Origin of the sequence: Fluctibacter corallii (genome assembly GCF_025751585.1) — a bacterium.
Classification (GTDB): domain Bacteria; phylum Pseudomonadota; class Gammaproteobacteria; order Enterobacterales; family Alteromonadaceae; genus Fluctibacter_A; species Fluctibacter_A corallii.
The window spans coordinates 21380-38594 of sequence record NZ_JAOWKX010000009.1 but is presented as its reverse complement, the minus strand read 5'-3'; the positions used below and the strand labels follow the sequence as shown (position 1 = coordinate 38594).

Sequence of the window (17215 nt, the reverse complement as noted above, 5' to 3'; positions counted from 1 at the left end):
TTAAACACGCGTTTATCATCACATCTTCAGGTTACACGAAAAGGTGCCTTGATGCCTTGCCTAACACGTGCACAAACGCCACAATATTCAAAGATGAAAGATAAACCCAATTAAGCTGGATAACGGGAAAGTACCATGTTGGACCCTAAGAAACTGGAAGATATCGCCAAACAGATTTCACAAGCTGTGCCGCCAGGCGTGCGCTCAATGGCAGAAGAAGCAGAAGGTAAAATTAAGCAAATCCTTCAACATCAATTAAGTAAACTCGATTTTGTCAGCCGAGAGGAGTTTGATGTCCAGAGTCAGGTACTGATTCGTACACGCGAGAAGCTAGAAGCCTTGGAAGCTCGCGTGTCGGCCTTAGAAAGCGAAGTAACGAAAAAAAGCTAGCGGAAGGCCTAAAGCATGTAGTGGGCCAGCAAGCCCACTGCGATAACCAACCCAACGTAATGGTTATGTAAAAAGGCTTTAAAACACGCCTGCCGCTCTCTATTTTTAATTAACATCTGATGATAAGCAAACATGATGGAGGCGGAAATAATTGCAAGCTGATATGGCCATGACAAAGCCAGCTGTTGGCCAACAAGCGCCAAGCAACATAGCGTGCTCACTTGCAAAAAGGCGATAATAATCAGGTCATATTTGCCAAACAAAATCGCGGTAGATTTAACACCAATCTTAACATCATCATTTCGATCAACCATTGCATATTGTGTGTCGTAAGCCACCGTCCAAAGCAAATTAGCTACGTATAAAAGCCATGCATACCATGGTATATGACCTTGAGTCGCCATAAATGCCATTGGTATCCCCCAGCTAAATGCAGCGCCTAACACAAATTGAGGCAAATACGTGAAGCGCTTCATAAAAGGATAAGTAAACGCTAACGCAAGGGCTACAAACGAAAGTAAAACCGTTTTTACATCTAGTGTTAACACAAGTCCAAACGCAATTAGCATCAGCAAACAAAAGAAACCAATCGCTTCTTTTTCCGACACGACGCCAGTCACAAGTGGGCGTTGCGCAGTGCGTTCAACGCTGCCGTCTACCTTTCTATCTGCATAATCATTGATAACGCACCCTGCCGAGCGCGTCAGCACAACACCCAAAGTGAATACAATAAAGATATGAGCGCTTGGCCATCCTTGTGCTGCAATAAATAGTGCCCAATAGGTGGGCCACAGGAGCAGGTAGATGCCAATGGGTTTATCTAATCTGGCAAGTTGAACATACCCCGTTAATTTGGTTTTTGTCATCTTATGTTACCGGCTCCATATACTTATATGCTGGTGCACCAGGAAGAAACACCTCAGCAACCGACATCGAAAATGAATTCAGGAAAAAGCGTGAACGCCGCGCCCAAAGCGGATAAGAAGATGATAATCCCAATGATGTAAGTAGCGGGTGCGACGCGGGCAATTGTGAAATCTCAAACGATGAACGCTGGTAAGCATTATTATTAAAAATTAACTGGCCAAGTGGTTTCTCCCCTAAACCAGATAATGCCGTTTCACATAATCCTTCTGGCAAAATTGAACGAGCAAAAACCCAAGGGGAATCATCACCATAAAGCACCACTTCGCGTACCTGCCATGCCTTTGACTCTAACGTATTCAGCGACGGTACCGATGCCTTAGCCAACGCCATGTGCGCAACCTCTTCTTCAGAAAGTGGTGACGCTTGTTGACCGATTACCCGCAATGCAAAGCGTCTACTGTGTGCTTGCAGTCGCTCTGTCAACGATCCAGAATTTAACAACCAGTCTTTCAAACAGGGATCCGGCACGTTTAATGCGCTAGGCTGATGCCAAGATGCAGGTAAGTTAACCGGAAATGCAATGTGGGTGTTCAATGATAATTATCTTTTATTTTTCAATCGCATTATAATATCAAGTCACATTCAGAGACTAAAGCGCAGACAGCAATTTATCGCTCATGTGAGTAACACATCGCCCAATAAAATGTTTAGGCTGAGCAAGGTTTATTGCTAAACTTTTTCACATAGCCAGATTGTATAGAAGAGAAAAACGATGCGACCATATTTATTTTGTGTTTTGTTAACGTTAGCTAGCACATTTACCAGCACAACCGCACAAGCACAAAATAATTTCGCCTACTTTGGGCTTGAGCCAGACATCGTGACGAATTACTTGGGGCCAAGTGCGCGTAGTTTAGGGTACGTAAGGGTCACCGTTGAGTTAATGCTCGAAGATGTTGAATACATAGAGGTTGCAGAACACCATGCTCCCCTGCTTCGCTCTACCACCATAGAAATTTTTGGTCGACAACCAGAAGAAAGAATCAAATCTCTGACAGGACGAGAAGACATTAGGCGCACTATTCTTGAACGTTTGCGCGAATTAATGAAAAAAGAAACGGGTTCGGAGCTGATTAAAGACGTTATTTTTACCAAGTATTTGTATCAAGGCTAATCAACTGTAAGGAGGTATTCATTGCCTCCTTGTGAATATTGAGCGCTCATTATGTGTTATTGGGAGCATTCAGGTCGCTGATTTTACTCACCAACCAAGCAAGTGCACATCCTGAAATTAATCCGATTAAATGTGCGGTGTTTGCCATATTTACCCAAAGCACATCTGCATAGCCTAAAATCAACCATAGCAACATAAAGCCCACAAGGGGTTTTGACAGCTGCATGTTCCAGTTAGGCTTTAGCCACCCAATCCACCAAACAAACCCCATCAACGCATATACCACGCCTGACAATCCGCCAAAATAAGGACCTGATACCATTAACTGCGAGATATTAGAGGAAATAGCACTAACACCGAACAATGCAAACAAAAACACACTGCCCAGCTTGCGTTCAACCTGACTGCCTAAGTAAACCCACCAGCCCATATTAAAGACAAAATGTAATGCTGAAAGATGCACTAAGGCTGGCGTAATCGTCCGCCACCACTGTTGCGTGTCGAGCAAAATTGGAAAAGGTTGAATAAACAGGTAATACCTGACAGGCATAGCAAAGCCTATCGAATATAGCGCAAATATGAGTGAGCATAATGCAAATATTGCCGTCACGACGGGCGCGCCTCTGAAGGGCGCTTTCATTCCATTAATATTGAATGCCGTTTCACCATTTCCGGTGAATTGCGTGCCATGTTTCCACGCTGCAGATTGATATTTCTGATGATAAGGGTTGGTGATAAATCCCTCTATAAGGGGTTTAGCCTCATCTATTTGCGCCGAATCAAAAAGCGCCACGCCATGACGATGTGGCTCTGAAGACGCCACGTAGACCGCGTGAATACGTTTACTATTGAGATAATCAACCAGCAGCCTGGCTGGCTGCTCTTGATCAAATGCAACAACGGTGGTCGGCTCTGCCATTTAAGTGTTATCTTCACCTGAGATAAACGGGTACAGCTTGCGCCATTGCTCAAAGCCGCCGTCTAAACTGTAGACCGCTTCAAAACCCTGATGAATAAGAAATTGCGCCGCCTGTTGGCTGCTGATCCCATGATAGCAACAAACAATAACAGGCGTGTCGAACTCATTAGCATCAGTAAATTGCTGCAAAGAGCCATTCGTTAAATGAAACGCATCTTTTATCCGACCTTGCTGAAATGATTGTTCATCACGAATATCAACAATGGCTGCGTTGCCTTCAGACAACATACTAAACGCGTTTTCTGGAGAAATATGCTGAAACTGCTCCATATTAGTCCCAATTTAAAATAACTTTGCCCGAACTTCCCGATGCCATTGCATCGAACCCTTTTTGGAAGTCATCGATACCAAATTGATGGGTAATAATTGGCGACAAATCTAACCCACCTTGAATCAGGCTCGCCATTTTATACCAAGTTTCGAACATTTCACGGCCATAAATTCCTTTAATGACCAACCCTTTAAAAATCACCTGATTCCAATCTATCGCCACATCTTTGGGTGGAATACCCAGCATAGCAATCTTGCCGCCGTGGTTCATACGCGCCAGCATATCGTGCAGCGCCGAGGGCACACCTGACATTTCCAAACCCACGTCAAAACCCTCTGTCATACCTAACTCGGTCATCACATCGCGAAGGTTTTCTTTACTCACGTTAACTGCACGGGTGGCCCCCATTTTTTTCGCCAAATCAAGACGGTATTCATTGATATCGGTAATCACGACGTGTCGAGCACCCACATGGCGCGCGACCGCTGCCGCCATTATTCCAATCGGGCCAGCGCCAGTGATCAACACGTCTTCGCCAACTAAGTCGAAGGAAAGTGCCGTATGAACTGCGTTTCCAAATGGATCAAATATAGATGCCAGTTCATCAGGAATGTTATCGGGAATTTTAAATGCATTAAATGCAGGAATCACCAGATACTCCGCGAACGCCCCTTCACGGTTAACGCCTACGCCCGATGTATTTCGACATAAGTGTCGGCGTCCAGCTCGGCAATTTCGGCAATGACCGCAGGTAATATGCCCTTCACCAGACACCCTATCGCCTACAGCAAAACCACGGACTTCCTGTCCCATATCAACCACAGTACCCACATACTCATGCCCGACTACCATAGGAACAGGAATGGTTGCCTGCGACCAGTCATCCCAGTTGTAAATATGCATATCGGTACCACAGATCGCGGTTTTACGAATCTGAATCAACAAATCATTGTGACCGACTTCCGGTTTATCTACCTCGGTCATCCAGATACCTTTTTCTGGATGTAATTTCGATAAGGCTTTCATTAAATTACCCCTAACTCTTTACCTACCTCAATGAAGGCATCGATTGCACGGTCAACCTGTTCGAGGCTATGAGCAGCCGACATTTGCGTGCGGATACGCGCTTGCCCTTTAGGTACTACAGGATATGAAAAGCCGATCACGTAAATCCCTTTAGCTAATAATTTGTCTGCCATATCACTGGCAAGCTTCGCATCACCCAGCATCACAGGAATAATGGCATGATCTTTACCTGCAAGGGTAAACCCAGCGGAGGCCATGCGAGAGCGGAAATGTTCGCTGTTGCGGCGAAGCTTTTCTCTGAGCTCGTCGCCATCTTTTAGCATCTCGAATACTTTTAATGAGGCAGAAACGATTGCCGGCGCAACAGAATTAGAAAACAAATACGGGCGAGAACGCTGACGCAGCCATTCCACCACTTCTTTTTTCCCTGACGTATACCCACCAGACGCACCGCCTAGAGCCTTGCCCAGCGTACCGGTGATAATATCAACACGGCCCATGGCATCGTTATATTCATGGCTTCCTCTGCCGCTATCGCCTACGAACCCAGTAGCATGACAATCGTCTACCATCACCATCGCGTTGTATTTGTCAGCTAGATCACAAATCGCCTTAATGTCTGCAATGATGCCATCCATAGAAAATACACCGTCTGTGGCGATAAGCTTGAATCTAGCACCATCAGCATCGGCCTGTTTAAGTTGTTCTTCTAATGCCTGCATATCATTGTTCGCATAGCGATAGCGCTTCGCTTTACACAGCCTAACGCCGTCAATAATACTGGCATGGTTGAGCGCATCAGAGATCACTGCATCTTCGCTGGTTAGCAACGTTTCGAACAGTCCACCATTAGCATCAAAGCATGACGGATACAAAATAGTATCTTCCGTCCCCAGATAATCACTGATTTTTGCTTCAAGCGCCTTGTGAATGTCTTGCGTGCCACAAATAAAACGCACCGACGCCATGCCGAAACCGTGACTGTCTAACCCCTTTTTTGCAGCATCAATTAAGTCGGGATGGTTGGCAAGACCAAGGTAATTATTGGCACAGAAGTTTAGTACGTGTTCGCCACCCGCGACTTCAATGTCGGCTTGTTGCTGTGACGTGATGACACGTTCTGATTTATACAAACCGTCTTTTTTTACCTGCTCAATCTCTTGCTGTAAATGCTGAATAAACGCTTGCGTCATGGTTTCCTCGATAGGGCATCATTTTGATGTTAGGCATTTTAAAAGGTTTCGACGCAGAAGGTAAGCACAGAAAAGATTTTCTTAACTGGTTGGGGCACTTAAAGACTGTAACATCGAAGTTACAGTCTTTACATTGCATGAGGTTGGTTGATTGAGTTTAGCGGCTCTATATGCCACTTTCCGTCTTTATAATGTTCACTCATTGCAGCAAACAATTGGTATTCTGAAATGGGTCTAGCGATGTAATATCCTTGCCCCCAATCACACTGAAGGCTATGTAACACGTCAAGTTGTTCAGGTTCTTCAATCCCCTCAGCCACTACTTTCATACCTAAGTTACGCACCATAGATATCGTTGACGCAACAATTTGTTTATCGGCATTACTTTTCATCATACCGTCAATAAAGACTCGGTCGATTTTGATGATATGCGCCGGCATGCGTTTCAAGTAACTTAGTGATGAGTAGCCAGTACCAAAATCATCAATTGAAATAATGTACCCTAAATCAATCAATCGCTGCATGATCAGGGTGGCATTTTCAATGTCGGAAACCAGCGTTCGTTCAGTCAATTCCAACTCAATAAGATGCGCCGGAATGCCCGTGGTTTTGAGTCTGGACTCAAGCAGCGGTACTAACTCAGGATCAAGGAATTGCGCGCCTGAAAGATTAACGGCTATTTTCAGGTCTTTATAACCTCGACGATGAAATTCTTGCAATAACTCAAAGGCATGATCGATACACCAATAGCCAAGCGAAAGCATAAATGCCGTATTTTCCAGCACAGGAATAAATTGCCCAGGAGAGACAAAACCACGTTCAGGATGATTCCAGCGAATTAATGCTTCAAAACCGATGAGCTTGTTAGTTTGAATGTCTATTTGCGGCTGAAGTGCATAGAAAAATTGATTGTCCAATAATGCATCTCGCGCTTCAGATTCTAACTCTACTTTGTCTAACGCACGTTGTGACATTTCTGAATCGTACAACCGGAAGCAGTTTCCGCCCGCTGTTTTTGCCTGATACATGGCAATATCAGCATGGCGAATTAAATCTTCCGTTTTCATTTCGTTCGAATCTGTAACGGCAATACCGATACTGGTAGACACATAAAAGCGCAGATTATCAATATTTATTGGTTCCCTGATGGTTTCCAACAACTTGTCAGCCACCATAAGTGCACCATCTAGCTTCTTTACATGATTGAGTAACACAACAAATTCATCGCCACCAAAACGACAGGCAATATCTGTGGTTCTAACGACGTCTTTTAATCGATTTGATGCTTCAATTAAGAGCGCGTCACCCACCCCGTGGCCGTAACTATCGTTAACTTTTTTGAAATCATCTAAATCAAAGAACAAAATCACAACGAAGCCATCATCACGCCCTAATGATTCAATCGCTTTAGCAAGCTGGAATGTCAGCATATTCCGATTGGGTAGCGACGTTAGCGTGTCGTACATGGCGATTTTTTCTAGTTCATGGGTTTTTTCTTGTACTTTGGTATCCAGTCTTTCCAGCTGATTAGCCACCTCAATGACTGTACCTTGAAGTGTATCCAATTCATCTTTAACCCAACGAGCGCGATAGGCATCTATTTGTCTGAATGTTTCGTAGTCACGCTGGGCAAGTAGCGGAAGCTGATCAGATAAATTCAGTAAACGCTTACGAATGTTATTCAGCAACAGATAAAAAACACTCGCCATGATCAGGATAATTCCTACCATGGTGTACATAACGGTTTTCTGGTACTCCTGATGCGCCATAGTCATGGGCGTGATGTCATGTGCTAACAAAATAAAGCTGCTGTCATCAGTTGGCGTCATATCAATTAAATTCACCAGATAATCACGCTCATTCGCTCGAACTTGAATGCCATTTTCGACCACATCATTCACTTTGCTGTGTATAGGAAACTGTGCAATTAACGCTTCGACCGTATCTTCTGTTTTTCTTGCCACCTGACCGCGTAATGTGAGATCTCGGATATATTGTTGACTATCAGTATCCTGCGCGATTACTTGCGCGACCAACGCACCAGTAGACTGATTTAAGAACGCCATGGTTTCCAACAGGCTTATGCTTAGCGACACGGTGGCTAATTCCCCGTTGGCACCCAAAATGGGCACAGATAACACTTGCTTACACTTGCTATCGCACACAACGCTTTCAATGGAGCGCTGCTCTTCTATGGCACGCTGTTGCAGTGCAAGAATATAATCGGCTGGAGACTCTGTGGTAGAAAACGCATTATTTCCGTCTGTATCTGTTAACCAGACATTTTCGATTTGCCAATTAAGACGCAAAAATTCGAGCTTTTCAGACAAAGTCTGACTCATTAACGCAATCTTATCCTCGCCGTCAGGATGCATTTGCACCAATAACTCAATCCAAGATTCTAGTCTCGCTCTAAACAGATTGTTAAGTTGCTGATACTGTTGCTGGCTTTGCTGCCTGATTTCATTCTGTTTAAGAATATAGTCTTGATTGGTTTTACTGATCCACAACCACGACACAGCCGATGTAAGCGCTACCGACATCAACAGCAGTAGAATAAGTATTTTATTTGGTAGGCTAATAAATCGCAGCATAGGTTAAAACCAATACATGAGCTGTAATGCCCAAATGTTCCAATACTCTTGGTTGTTGTTGGCTATATCAGGCACAATAATGGGTGCCAATCTTCCAGTCCCTTTCACTCTGTGTACTTCCCCTTGTAAACGCCATTTGGGCGCGATATTCCAACTCAACCCCAGTGTGAGCTGATCCATATAACCAAAATATGCGGGTATTCCCTGCGCAGCTAAGCGCTCGCCCGAACGATCTTCAACGTTTCGATCATAAATATCAACTCGGATGAGTCCCGACAATGTCGGTGTAAAGTAAAATTGCCCTTCCAAATACGCACCTTCGCCCGTGGTATCTGAATAGACATTCGGCGCGATTAATCCATTAACAATGGAGCGAAGCCTAATGTACTCGGCAGTTATCGTATAATACTCACCAAAATAACGGGCATTAAAATAATGTCCTTTAGTTTGCGCCTGTCCGTCTGCAAACGGATCGTTTTCACCTTGTTCATACTCAAAGGTTGCATTCACAAAACTTGATCCAAACTGCCAATTAGACTCTGAAGGCCGCCAATAAATACTGCCTTGGTGCTCTCTGGCTAAATCAAGTTCTCCCGATGCGCCGTCAGCAAAAAATAACTTCGTCTGATCGCTGCTAATCGAAGCCACACCATAATTCCAGTTAAACTCCCATTCACCAAAGCGGTTCGTGGTTAAGCCTTTAAATAGTGCGCCATCAGATCCTATATTTACATCTCTAAATACGTCTATATACAACGATTGCGCCAGAATGATTGACGGTCGCGTATGGGGCACATCACGGGTGGCCGAGTGCAAACGGTGATAGTTTTTTATTTTCCCTAAATACAGGTTCACATGGGAATCTAAGGTGTTATACATCTGCCAATCTAAAAACAAATGATCAATCCGAGGGCCATTGGCAAATCGGTTACCACCATTCAAGTAAACTGCTTGCCCTGCAATACGCAATTTATTGTTTATCCTGTATGTTGCGTTCAAGCCAACTTCAGTCAGTTCTAACGAAGTATCACCTTCATCGTTGACAAAGTTACTCCCTTCCGCCTGAATAATTCCTTGCGCCACAAAACCATGTATATTCCAATTATCGGCAGCAAAAGCGGTTTTACAACAATAACTTAGTATAAAAATTACAACTAAAGCGTGGTATTTCATAACCTAGCCACCTCAGATTCGGATGAAGGTGCTTCAGAACGTGACTTAGAGATATACCCAATCGCGCCTGGAGATGTCGTCACTTTGATTAGCATTTCTTCTTCTGTTTCAACAATATTGGGCAACTCTCCCACACCAGAATAGGTTAACCTGTTCCAGATTCTCTCTAGTTGATACGGGAACATTCCCAATATTTCTTTGCAAAACTGTTGGTGTAGTGTGTTGTCACTTTTAAGCACAAATACACGAATTTGCTCGCCGTTGGGCCACACGCTTTGACGCATTGTGAAGATATTTCTCAATTGACCTTTAGTCAGTTTGCTTCCATCAACTTTTGGGTGGGTGTAAACCAAGACCTCTTCCGCAAATACCGGTAACGAAAAGCAGCACAGTACAAGCCAAATCGATAGTGCTTGTAACACCCTTTTTTTAATAGAATGTATAATCAATACAGGACCCCATCGGTGTAAAGTCAACTGCACATAACGTTTCTCAATGTTTTAGGTGTTCAACAAAAAAGATAAAGCCAGAATTACGTTATAGAGTTTATCAAGCAGGCCGCATTAAACGTGACGTCTGCTTATTGCTTTAACTTTAGTTGATTTTTAACAAAGTGAGGGGGAATGATAAAATTATACGGTTTTTAACCCTTTACTTGTCCTATATGGCGTTAAGAGAGCGATTACTGCTCTCTTTAAAACCAATGCATGACATGCAATGCAAAGATGTTCCAATACTTTCGATCGTTCGCAATCGGATCTGGGGCTAATAATGGCGCTAAACGCCCCGCTCCCTTCACTCGATGCACTTCCGCTTGTACACGCCAATTCTCGGCGAAGTCGTAGCTTACGCCTAGCATCGCCTGATCCATATACCCAAAGTAACTCGGAATCGTACCACCAGACATTTGAGACAATCGCGTGCCATCACGATCTTCTTTGTCGCGGTCGTATAAGTCTAATCGTGCCGTAATCGACAGATCTGCTGAAAAATGATATTTGGCCTGAACGTAACCGCCTTCTGCCACCGACTGGTTAAAAAAGTCAGGTGACAAGATGCCATTGTATATCGCGCGTTCGCGCATCAGCTCAGACACAATTTCTAGGTTTTTCCAGTTGTACACGCCATATACCATAATACGCTGAGACACTGCATCGCCTGAATAAAGGATCTCATCAGGTGTGGCGTCATAGGTAAAATCTGAATCAAGCAAGCTAAAACCCACTTGCCAGTTACTCATAACATCTCGGTACTTCACAGAAAACTGGTGCACGAAATCCTGATTGAGTTCCCCTTGCGCGATATCACTGAGCAGATTTTGCATTTGCTCGCGGCTTATATTTGCTGTGCCATAGCTCCAGTCCACTTCCCATTCGCCATTATCCGTGGCTTTTTGCCATATCAAACCGACACCATCACTTCCAAGGGCAACATCCCTGAATGCATCAATATATGCTGATTGTGCAAGAATGATTGAAGGACGAGCATGAGGCACATCTTGAATGGATGAGTAATACCAATGATAGTTTTTATATCGGCCAACATGTACGTTTAGCTGGGTATCTAATGTGTTGATTGCCGTCCAATCGGCAAAGAGATAATCAATTCTTGCGCCTTCTGCATATCGATTGCCTGCGTTCAAATAAACAGCCTGCCCCGCAACACGCAAAGATGGCGTCAAACGATACGAAGCATTCACGCCAGCTTCGGTCAAATCAAACGACAAATCCCCTTCGTCATCAACATAATTGCTGTGGGGTGCTTGAATTAATCCTTGGGCAATAAATCCGTGTACTTCTACCTCTTCAGCTTGAACATACGCGTGCAACAGGGAACTTGCTACAATGAAGAAATAAGGTAATCGATTCTCTAACATGGCTACCCTTCCTCCAATCGAATAATTTGAATATTTTCCGAAGGTACAATGGATGAAGGCACGTATCCAATTGCTCCTGGCGTTGTCATCACTTTTTCTAGCATTTCATCGAGTGAAGCCACCTCAGTGGGCGCTTCTCCTAATCCAGAGTAAATTAGCTTATTCCACATTCTTTCCAGTTGATATGGAAACATATTTAGGGTTCCGACACAGAACGCTTCATGGGCTTCATGCTTATTGTTGAGGACAAACACCCGCATCGACTGACCATCTGGCCACGTAAGCTGGCGCATTGAAAAAACTCGCCTAAGTTGACTTGTACTCAACGCGTGAGAACTGACTGATGCATTGGTAATGACCACCACCTGTAAGTTGTCATTTCTTGCCTCTACGGCAGGAACGGCAAACAGTACCAAGGCAATGAACAAACACCTTAAATACCCAAAACTATCCAATCGCTTTCTCCAGCTTACATCTATGCATGAAAAGGGGCACATCTCTGACCAAATTATAGCTAGTAATCAACTACTTGCACTCAGATGCGATATCGCATTCGTTTACCACTTGATCAATTCTAGCTCGTACTTGTTCTATGGTTATGCGCTGCATCAAGTTTTCCCCTTTCACTCTGGTACCCCAAGGCAATTCTGACCATTGCTTTCCATACTTTTCTACCACCAAGTCATCATATGCATTCACGACATAATTTTGACTTAAGTAAGGACCGGTTCGACGAGGGTTACTATGGGCATACAAGCCAATAACCGGCGTTCCTACCATCGTTGCCATATGCGCTGGACCAGTATCTGGTGCAATAACCAATTCAGCTTTTCTCAACATTGCAAGCATATGTAACAACGTGGTTTGACCAATAAAATTACCTGAAATGCAGGTGGTTTGGCTAATGATTTTTTCGCCTAATTGTTTATCTACCGCAGAGGGCCCGCCACACAATATGGGAGTAAGCCCCTTAGAACTCAAGTATTCAGCAATCTTCGCATAACGCTCTGGTAGCCAATTTCTTTCTTGCTTACTCGCTGCAGGGTTTATAACGGCATACCTGCCAAATCCTTCAGTTTTTTCTGCTACCCACTGTTCCACTTCCTGACTAATCGGTATCTGCCATTCAAGGTGAGTTTGCGCGGGAATATTCGCGGCATCAGCAAATGCCATAAAACTATCCAGCACATGCGCGTGGGTTTGTGCTTTTATGCGCGCATTGGTGAACAACCAATGCAACTCTTTACTACGAGCCCAGTCGTAACCAATTTTCTTTTTCGCGGAAATCCTCGCTGCCACTAAGTTAGCGCGAAAGGCGACCTGCATTGCTAGCAAAACATCAAATTGCCTGCCTTTAAGTTCTTCTTCAAGTGCTTTATAGGCGGCTTTGCCTTTGGATTTATCAAACACAATGAATTCAATGTCTGGTATATGTTGAACCAGTTGATATTCAATTTTACCGATAATCCAGGTAATGGTGGTATTGGGAGATTGCGCTCGAATGCGGCTCACCATCGAAACGGCATGGCACACGTCCCCAATGGCAGAAAGGCGCAATATACAAAGAGATGAAGGAACCACAAGCATTCAGCCTATAGAGAAGACAGGTTGGCAATTTCAATATAAATGCTCACAGATTACAAGCCAAGCCTAATTAATTGCTTGATTTTCCGACATAACTACCCGTAAAACATACACAATGACAATATTTAAGACTTTCTATAATAGATTTACATGTACAATACGGTAAATGTCATATTAGAAGACTATTGCACGCATTCAAAAGTCTTCTCGTCCAACGAAAAATAGCTATAAACCCTATGTCGAGCCCGTATCGCCCAAGCATAAATGAAGAACTTGCCAGATTTGCTTATTCCAGCTTGTGGATGTTCATTCTGCCAGTTGCACTTTGCATATGGCTGATCAAGTCCCTCGTTAAGCCCACCAATTTTGATTACCGCAAGAAAGAACGATTTGGTTTTTTGCCTCAGTTAACACACACTGGGGGGATTTATCTTCATTGCGTTTCAGTCGGCGAAGTGGTTGCAGCCAGTAAAATCGTAAAATCAATTTGGTCTACAATGCCAGACAAACCCATCACGATTTCTACCACAACGCCAACAGGCGCAGACCGCGTCGCACAAATTTTTGGCGATAAAGTTCAGCACGTGTATTTGCCTTTTGACTTGCCGTTTTTAATGCAGAACTTATTGAATAAAGTGCAGCCTGAACAGGTGTTAATCACAGAAGTGGAGTTGTGGCCAAACCTCACTCATGCATGCTGGAAACGCGCCATTCCAGTTACCGTTGTTAACGCAAGAATGACAGACAAATCTCGCCGAAACTATGCAAAAATCAGCGCATTATTTACGCCCATGTTACATAAGATCAGTTGCGTGTGCGCACAAGGTAGAAGAGACTTTGACAATTATCTAGCACTTGGTTTGCCCAAAGATAAGTTAACCTTAACTAACAATATTAAATTTGATTTGCACGCACCGCTATCCACCAGCGACATAGAGAAAGTAAAAGCCCGCTTTAATTCTGACAACCGACTTATCATCATCGGTGGCAGTACTCACGCCCCAGAAGAGCAATATCTTCTTGATACACTCTTAGCATTGAAAAAAGAGCATGCTATTCGGCTTATCTTGGTGCCTCGTCATCCGCAGCGATTCGATAAAGTGTGGGCGCTTTGTCAACGTAGCGGATTAACCTGTTGTCGAAGCAGTGAGGCAAATATCCATCAATCTGATATTGTCCTAGTAGATGAAATGGGTGTGTTAGCGCAGCTTTATGGTATCGCTGATATCGCTTTCATTGGTGGAAGCATTGCTAATCGAGGTGGTCACAATGCGCTTGAGGCATCGATTTATGGTGTTCCTGCGATAATGGGCCCCCACACATACAATAACCCCGAAATTTGCCAAACGTTGGAAGACAATGGCGGATTAATCATATGCAAAGATCTTCCATCTTTGATTGCTCAATGTGACAATTGGTTACACGATACCAGAGCAAGACAAACCGCAGGACAAGCGAGCGCTCGCGTGATTCAGGAAAACACGGGGGCGATTCAACGCACTCTCACGGCAATCGGATTTTAAGCGTCAAGACTGACTATGCAAAAACGAATTTCAACCGAAAATAAAAATGAAGTGATTTGGTTTGATGCCGCTCGCTTCCCATACTTTCCTATTGAATGGTTTGACTCGGCGTATTTAGCGCAAAACGCGTTACTTACTGGCTCTGCTGGCGGTAGAGGCACTACATACTTTTTTCACGTGAATGACACCGATCTCGTTTTGCGTCGTTATAAACGAGGCGGATTGCCCGGCAAACTGCTCAACGACCAATTCTGGTATTTGGGACTGTCTAGAACACGCGCTTGGCGTGAATTAAGCTTATTACTGCAATTAAATGAGTTGAATTTGCCCGCGCCAGTACCAGTCGCGGCACGTGTGGTTAAACATGGCTTTTATTATCAAAGTGATATCATTACCGAGCGGTTAGCCAGCGCAAAAGATGTACATAATCTACTTTTGCAGTCGGCACTGACACCCTCTGAGTGGGAAAAAATTGGTCGAACTATACGCCAGTTTCACGATTGTCAGGTATACCATCACGACTTAAACATTCACAATATTATGATGAATGACCAAGGGCGCATCTTCCTTATCGACTTTGATAAATGCGGCTTTAAACACGGTGAAAAATGGAAGCAAGCCAACCTCTCCCGCTTATTGCGCTCTTTGAGAAAAGAGTCGCAACGCTGCGAACACTACTTCTTTGAGGAAGAGGATTGGAACAACCTTATCAATGGTTACAATTCACACCCCCTTAAATGAGAGGGCGCTCAATCATTGAATGTAAGACACTTTACTTAATTCTGACAATGTAAAAACAGGGCGCTTAACTGCGAACCCCTTTAACGGCCTTTCAGATTTATAATAATTAAAGATTCGGTCAGCCTGAAGTTTTACAGGTGTTTGATAATCAATAAACTTCTTCGCAGCCTCATCAGTGATAGCGTAAGCATGCGTTCCGAGCACTTTACCTATCTCGAACAAATCTTCTGAATAGTCGTCCATGATAATGTTATCTATCCAGTTTTTGCTGACATTTCCCCAATTAAACAAACTTAAATGATGGAATAATGTATACAAACTTACCTGAGCCTTATAGAAAGGCTTGGCCAACTTATGACCATAGTAACCTAACATCAGCAGTTCCCAGTCATTGGGAAGCTGTTTCACGATCTCATTAAAGCGAGCAAGCTGTTCTGGAACGGGTAATACATCGTCTTCCATAATCAGTACCCGCTTGTAGCCGTTGTCTAGCATATCTTGATACATACGCTTATGGGACAAAGAACACGCAACTTCGCCCAAATTCATCGAACGATGAGTACGTTTTGTGGATTTGTGCTCAGCGTCGTCGTATATGCCGTCGCGTTCTAGCGTCTGCATATCTAGTGTCTTTTTATCCGTTCCGTAAAAAAATGACCAATTTAAACCCGCTAATTCCTTTTTTACGTTCTCTTGGCGATCTGTCGCATGTGTTAGCGTTAACACGTATACATGATCAAAATAGTCATTAAGTGATGAAAAAATAGCGGCATTTTGTTCAGCCATGCATAACTCTCTATTTTGTTTTATTTTCTTGGTTTTCTACATTCAACGTCCACAACGCGGCATATTTATGAAATGCATATTGACTCAATATCATCGCCATCAACAAACCTCGCTGACCGTCTAAAAATCCTAATCGAATGAAATATTGCTGAATAAAGTCAGTGAACGCTCTTAAAACCGCGTAGGGAATAGAGGTACGTTTGCCTTTTTTGGCTTTTTCACCCGCTCCGAGTACACCATACTTGAGGTGTTTTTCCATCACGTGTTGATAATCGCGCCAGCTATAATGTAATAAAGGGGCTTTAAGCACACGAATGTGATACTCAGGTAATAGAAGGGTTTCGTGCACGCTTCGGTCTTTAAATTGCGCACCCTGTTTGAAAAACAGCTTTCCCTGTGGCGTTGAATATCGGCCATGCTTCAATGGCTTTCCAAATAAATAGGTATGCCACGGAAACTTAATAAACGTCGCGTTGAGATCAGGCTCAGCTAGTACCTGATCGACTTCGTCTCTAAGTGCCGGTGTAACCACTTCATCTGCATCCAATGACAACACCCAATCATGAGTGCACATAGACAATGCACGGTTACGCTGAGGGCCAAAGCCTGGCCAATCCGTTTCAACCACATTTGGAGTATATTTTAACGCCAGCTCTCTTGTGCCATCGGTTGATCCCGAATCTAAAACGATAAGCTCATCAACCCAGCCAGCGACCGACTTCAAACAGGCTTCAATTCTGTCAGCTTCATTATGTGTGATAACAAAACACGATATTTTTCTTCTCGACATAACCTTTCTTATGTAATCAGAATCTACATTCCGAACGTCAAATAATAGCTTTACGTTATGCTAGATTTAACAGCGTGAGTTGAGTTAAACCGATTGCTTTAACTAACTTGGGCTGAGAAATGTAACGCACAATAGTTTGCCATATTTTTTGCAAGAGGTGAGCAATAATAGAGAAATAGCACAAGGTTTTGTGTGACAATAGCGTTTTTCCCCTCCTACTTTGTAGGTGTAGACTGTTTTTTTCAATA

The 17215-nt window shown here is 43.6% G+C and carries 18 protein-coding genes; 4 read left to right on the top strand and 14 right to left on the bottom strand.

What is annotated here, in order from left to right; genetic code table 11:
* Nucleotides 1-135 precede the first annotated feature (135 nt).
* Nucleotides 136-390 carry a ubiquinone biosynthesis accessory factor UbiK gene (gene ubiK / locus OE749_RS15890; RefSeq protein WP_263713466.1) on the top strand — a complete coding sequence of 85 codons (255 nt, stop codon included), beginning with the start codon at nucleotides 136-138 and terminating at the stop codon, nucleotides 388-390.
* An 8-nt stretch (nucleotides 391-398) separates the two neighbouring features.
* Here ubiK and ubiA read toward each other — a convergent pair whose 3' ends face one another.
* Together ubiA and OE749_RS15880 are read right to left on the bottom strand one after the other, a co-directional pair.
* Nucleotides 399-1256: a 4-hydroxybenzoate octaprenyltransferase gene (gene ubiA / locus OE749_RS15885; RefSeq protein ID WP_263713465.1), complete on the bottom strand. Its 858-nt coding sequence runs from the start codon at nucleotides 1254-1256 to the stop codon at nucleotides 399-401.
* Nucleotide 1257: 1 nt separating this feature from the next.
* Nucleotides 1258-1851 (bottom strand): chorismate--pyruvate lyase family protein, encoded by a 594-nt coding sequence (locus OE749_RS15880; RefSeq protein ID WP_263713464.1) that lies wholly within the window; start codon nucleotides 1849-1851, stop codon nucleotides 1258-1260.
* Between the two features lie 178 nt (nucleotides 1852-2029).
* Here OE749_RS15880 and OE749_RS15875 point away from each other — a divergent pair, with 178 nt between their 5' ends.
* Nucleotides 2030-2431, top strand: a complete 402-nt coding sequence (locus OE749_RS15875; RefSeq protein WP_263713463.1) for a flagellar basal body-associated protein FliL — start codon at nucleotides 2030-2032, stop codon at nucleotides 2429-2431.
* A gap of 49 nt (nucleotides 2432-2480) precedes the next feature.
* Here the strand turns inward: OE749_RS15875 and glpG are convergent, their stop codons facing one another.
* The 10 genes from glpG to OE749_RS15825 form a co-directional block, all read right to left on the bottom strand.
* A complete protein-coding gene (gene glpG, locus OE749_RS15870) occupies nucleotides 2481-3350 on the bottom strand; it encodes a rhomboid family intramembrane serine protease GlpG (protein ID WP_263713462.1) in 870 nt (289 codons plus the stop codon).
* The gene (gene glpE / locus OE749_RS15865; protein WP_263713461.1) at nucleotides 3351-3680 is read right to left on the bottom strand and encodes a thiosulfate sulfurtransferase GlpE; all 330 of its coding nucleotides are present in this window, start codon (nucleotides 3678-3680) and stop codon (nucleotides 3351-3353) included. It abuts the gene before it with no gap.
* Between the two features lies 1 nt (nucleotide 3681).
* The gene (tdh, locus tag OE749_RS15860; RefSeq protein WP_263713460.1) at nucleotides 3682-4707 is read right to left on the bottom strand and encodes an L-threonine 3-dehydrogenase; all 1026 of its coding nucleotides are present in this window, start codon (nucleotides 4705-4707) and stop codon (nucleotides 3682-3684) included.
* Entirely contained in the window at nucleotides 4707-5900 is a 1194-nt protein-coding gene (kbl, locus tag OE749_RS15855) for a glycine C-acetyltransferase (RefSeq protein WP_263713459.1), read from the bottom strand. Before kbl ends, tdh begins: the two co-directional genes overlap by 1 nt.
* A gap of 128 nt (nucleotides 5901-6028) precedes the next feature.
* Nucleotides 6029-8494, bottom strand: coding sequence for a putative bifunctional diguanylate cyclase/phosphodiesterase (locus tag OE749_RS15850; RefSeq protein WP_263713458.1), 2466 nt, complete (start codon nucleotides 8492-8494; stop codon nucleotides 6029-6031).
* Between the two features lie 3 nt (nucleotides 8495-8497).
* Nucleotides 8498-9667 carry a TonB-dependent receptor gene (locus OE749_RS15845; RefSeq protein ID WP_263713457.1) on the bottom strand — a complete coding sequence of 390 codons (1170 nt, stop codon included), beginning with the start codon at nucleotides 9665-9667 and terminating at the stop codon, nucleotides 8498-8500.
* A complete protein-coding gene (locus OE749_RS15840; protein ID WP_263713456.1) occupies nucleotides 9664-10116 on the bottom strand; it encodes a hypothetical protein in 453 nt (150 codons plus the stop codon). Before OE749_RS15840 ends, OE749_RS15845 begins: the two co-directional genes overlap by 4 nt.
* A 245-nt stretch (nucleotides 10117-10361) precedes the next feature.
* On the bottom strand, nucleotides 10362-11543 hold the full coding sequence (locus OE749_RS15835; RefSeq protein ID WP_263713455.1) for a TonB-dependent receptor: 1182 nt from the start codon (nucleotides 11541-11543) through the stop codon (nucleotides 10362-10364).
* A gap of 2 nt (nucleotides 11544-11545) precedes the next feature.
* A complete protein-coding gene (locus OE749_RS15830; protein WP_263713454.1) occupies nucleotides 11546-11998 on the bottom strand; it encodes a type 2 periplasmic-binding domain-containing protein in 453 nt (150 codons plus the stop codon).
* A 70-nt stretch (nucleotides 11999-12068) separates the two neighbouring features.
* On the bottom strand, nucleotides 12069-13130 hold the full coding sequence (locus tag OE749_RS15825; RefSeq protein WP_263713453.1) for a glycosyltransferase family 9 protein: 1062 nt from the start codon (nucleotides 13128-13130) through the stop codon (nucleotides 12069-12071).
* A gap of 233 nt (nucleotides 13131-13363) precedes the next feature.
* Between OE749_RS15825 and OE749_RS15820 the strand changes: the two genes are divergently transcribed.
* Both OE749_RS15820 and OE749_RS15815 read left to right on the top strand, forming a co-directional pair.
* The gene (locus tag OE749_RS15820) at nucleotides 13364-14650 is read left to right on the top strand and encodes a 3-deoxy-D-manno-octulosonic acid transferase (protein ID WP_263713452.1); all 1287 of its coding nucleotides are present in this window, start codon (nucleotides 13364-13366) and stop codon (nucleotides 14648-14650) included.
* 15 nt (nucleotides 14651-14665) lie between these two features.
* The gene (locus OE749_RS15815; RefSeq protein WP_263713451.1) at nucleotides 14666-15391 is read left to right on the top strand and encodes a 3-deoxy-D-manno-octulosonic acid kinase; all 726 of its coding nucleotides are present in this window, start codon (nucleotides 14666-14668) and stop codon (nucleotides 15389-15391) included.
* Nucleotides 15392-15403: 12 nt separating this feature from the next.
* Here the strand turns inward: OE749_RS15815 and OE749_RS15810 are convergent, their stop codons facing one another.
* Together OE749_RS15810 and OE749_RS15805 are read right to left on the bottom strand one after the other, a co-directional pair.
* Nucleotides 15404-16177, bottom strand: coding sequence for a glycosyltransferase family 25 protein (locus OE749_RS15810; RefSeq protein WP_263713450.1), 774 nt, complete (start codon nucleotides 16175-16177; stop codon nucleotides 15404-15406).
* Nucleotides 16178-16187: 10 nt separating this feature from the next.
* A complete protein-coding gene (locus OE749_RS15805; protein ID WP_263713449.1) occupies nucleotides 16188-16967 on the bottom strand; it encodes a glycosyltransferase family 2 protein in 780 nt (259 codons plus the stop codon).
* Nucleotides 16968-17215: the final 248 nt, after the last annotated feature.

Excerpts from the sequence above, each read along its gene's own strand:
- OE749_RS15835 (WP_263713455.1), bottom strand. The coding sequence starts at position 11,543 with ATGTTAGAGAATCGATTACCTTATTTCTTCATTGTAGCAAGTTCCCTG.
- kbl (WP_263713459.1), bottom strand. The coding sequence starts at position 5,900 with ATGACGCAAGCGTTTATTCAGCATTTACAGCAAGAGATTGAGCAGGTA.
- OE749_RS15875 (WP_263713463.1), top strand. The coding sequence starts at position 2,030 with ATGCGACCATATTTATTTTGTGTTTTGTTAACGTTAGCTAGCACATTT.
- OE749_RS15850 (WP_263713458.1), bottom strand. The coding sequence starts at position 8,494 with ATGCTGCGATTTATTAGCCTACCAAATAAAATACTTATTCTACTGCTG.
- OE749_RS15815 (WP_263713451.1), top strand. The coding sequence starts at position 14,666 with ATGCAAAAACGAATTTCAACCGAAAATAAAAATGAAGTGATTTGGTTT.
- OE749_RS15805 (WP_263713449.1), bottom strand. The coding sequence starts at position 16,967 with ATGTCGAGAAGAAAAATATCGTGTTTTGTTATCACACATAATGAAGCT.
- OE749_RS15820 (WP_263713452.1), top strand. The coding sequence starts at position 13,364 with ATGTCGAGCCCGTATCGCCCAAGCATAAATGAAGAACTTGCCAGATTT.
- ubiK (WP_263713466.1), top strand. The coding sequence starts at position 136 with ATGTTGGACCCTAAGAAACTGGAAGATATCGCCAAACAGATTTCACAA.
- tdh (WP_263713460.1), bottom strand. The coding sequence starts at position 4,707 with ATGAAAGCCTTATCGAAATTACATCCAGAAAAAGGTATCTGGATGACC.
- OE749_RS15810 (WP_263713450.1), bottom strand. The coding sequence starts at position 16,177 with ATGGCTGAACAAAATGCCGCTATTTTTTCATCACTTAATGACTATTTT.
- ubiA (WP_263713465.1), bottom strand. The coding sequence starts at position 1,256 with ATGACAAAAACCAAATTAACGGGGTATGTTCAACTTGCCAGATTAGAT.
- OE749_RS15825 (WP_263713453.1), bottom strand. The coding sequence starts at position 13,130 with ATGCTTGTGGTTCCTTCATCTCTTTGTATATTGCGCCTTTCTGCCATT.
- glpG (WP_263713462.1), bottom strand. The coding sequence starts at position 3,350 with ATGGCAGAGCCGACCACCGTTGTTGCATTTGATCAAGAGCAGCCAGCC.
- OE749_RS15845 (WP_263713457.1), bottom strand. The coding sequence starts at position 9,667 with ATGAAATACCACGCTTTAGTTGTAATTTTTATACTAAGTTATTGTTGT.
- glpE (WP_263713461.1), bottom strand. The coding sequence starts at position 3,680 with ATGGAGCAGTTTCAGCATATTTCTCCAGAAAACGCGTTTAGTATGTTG.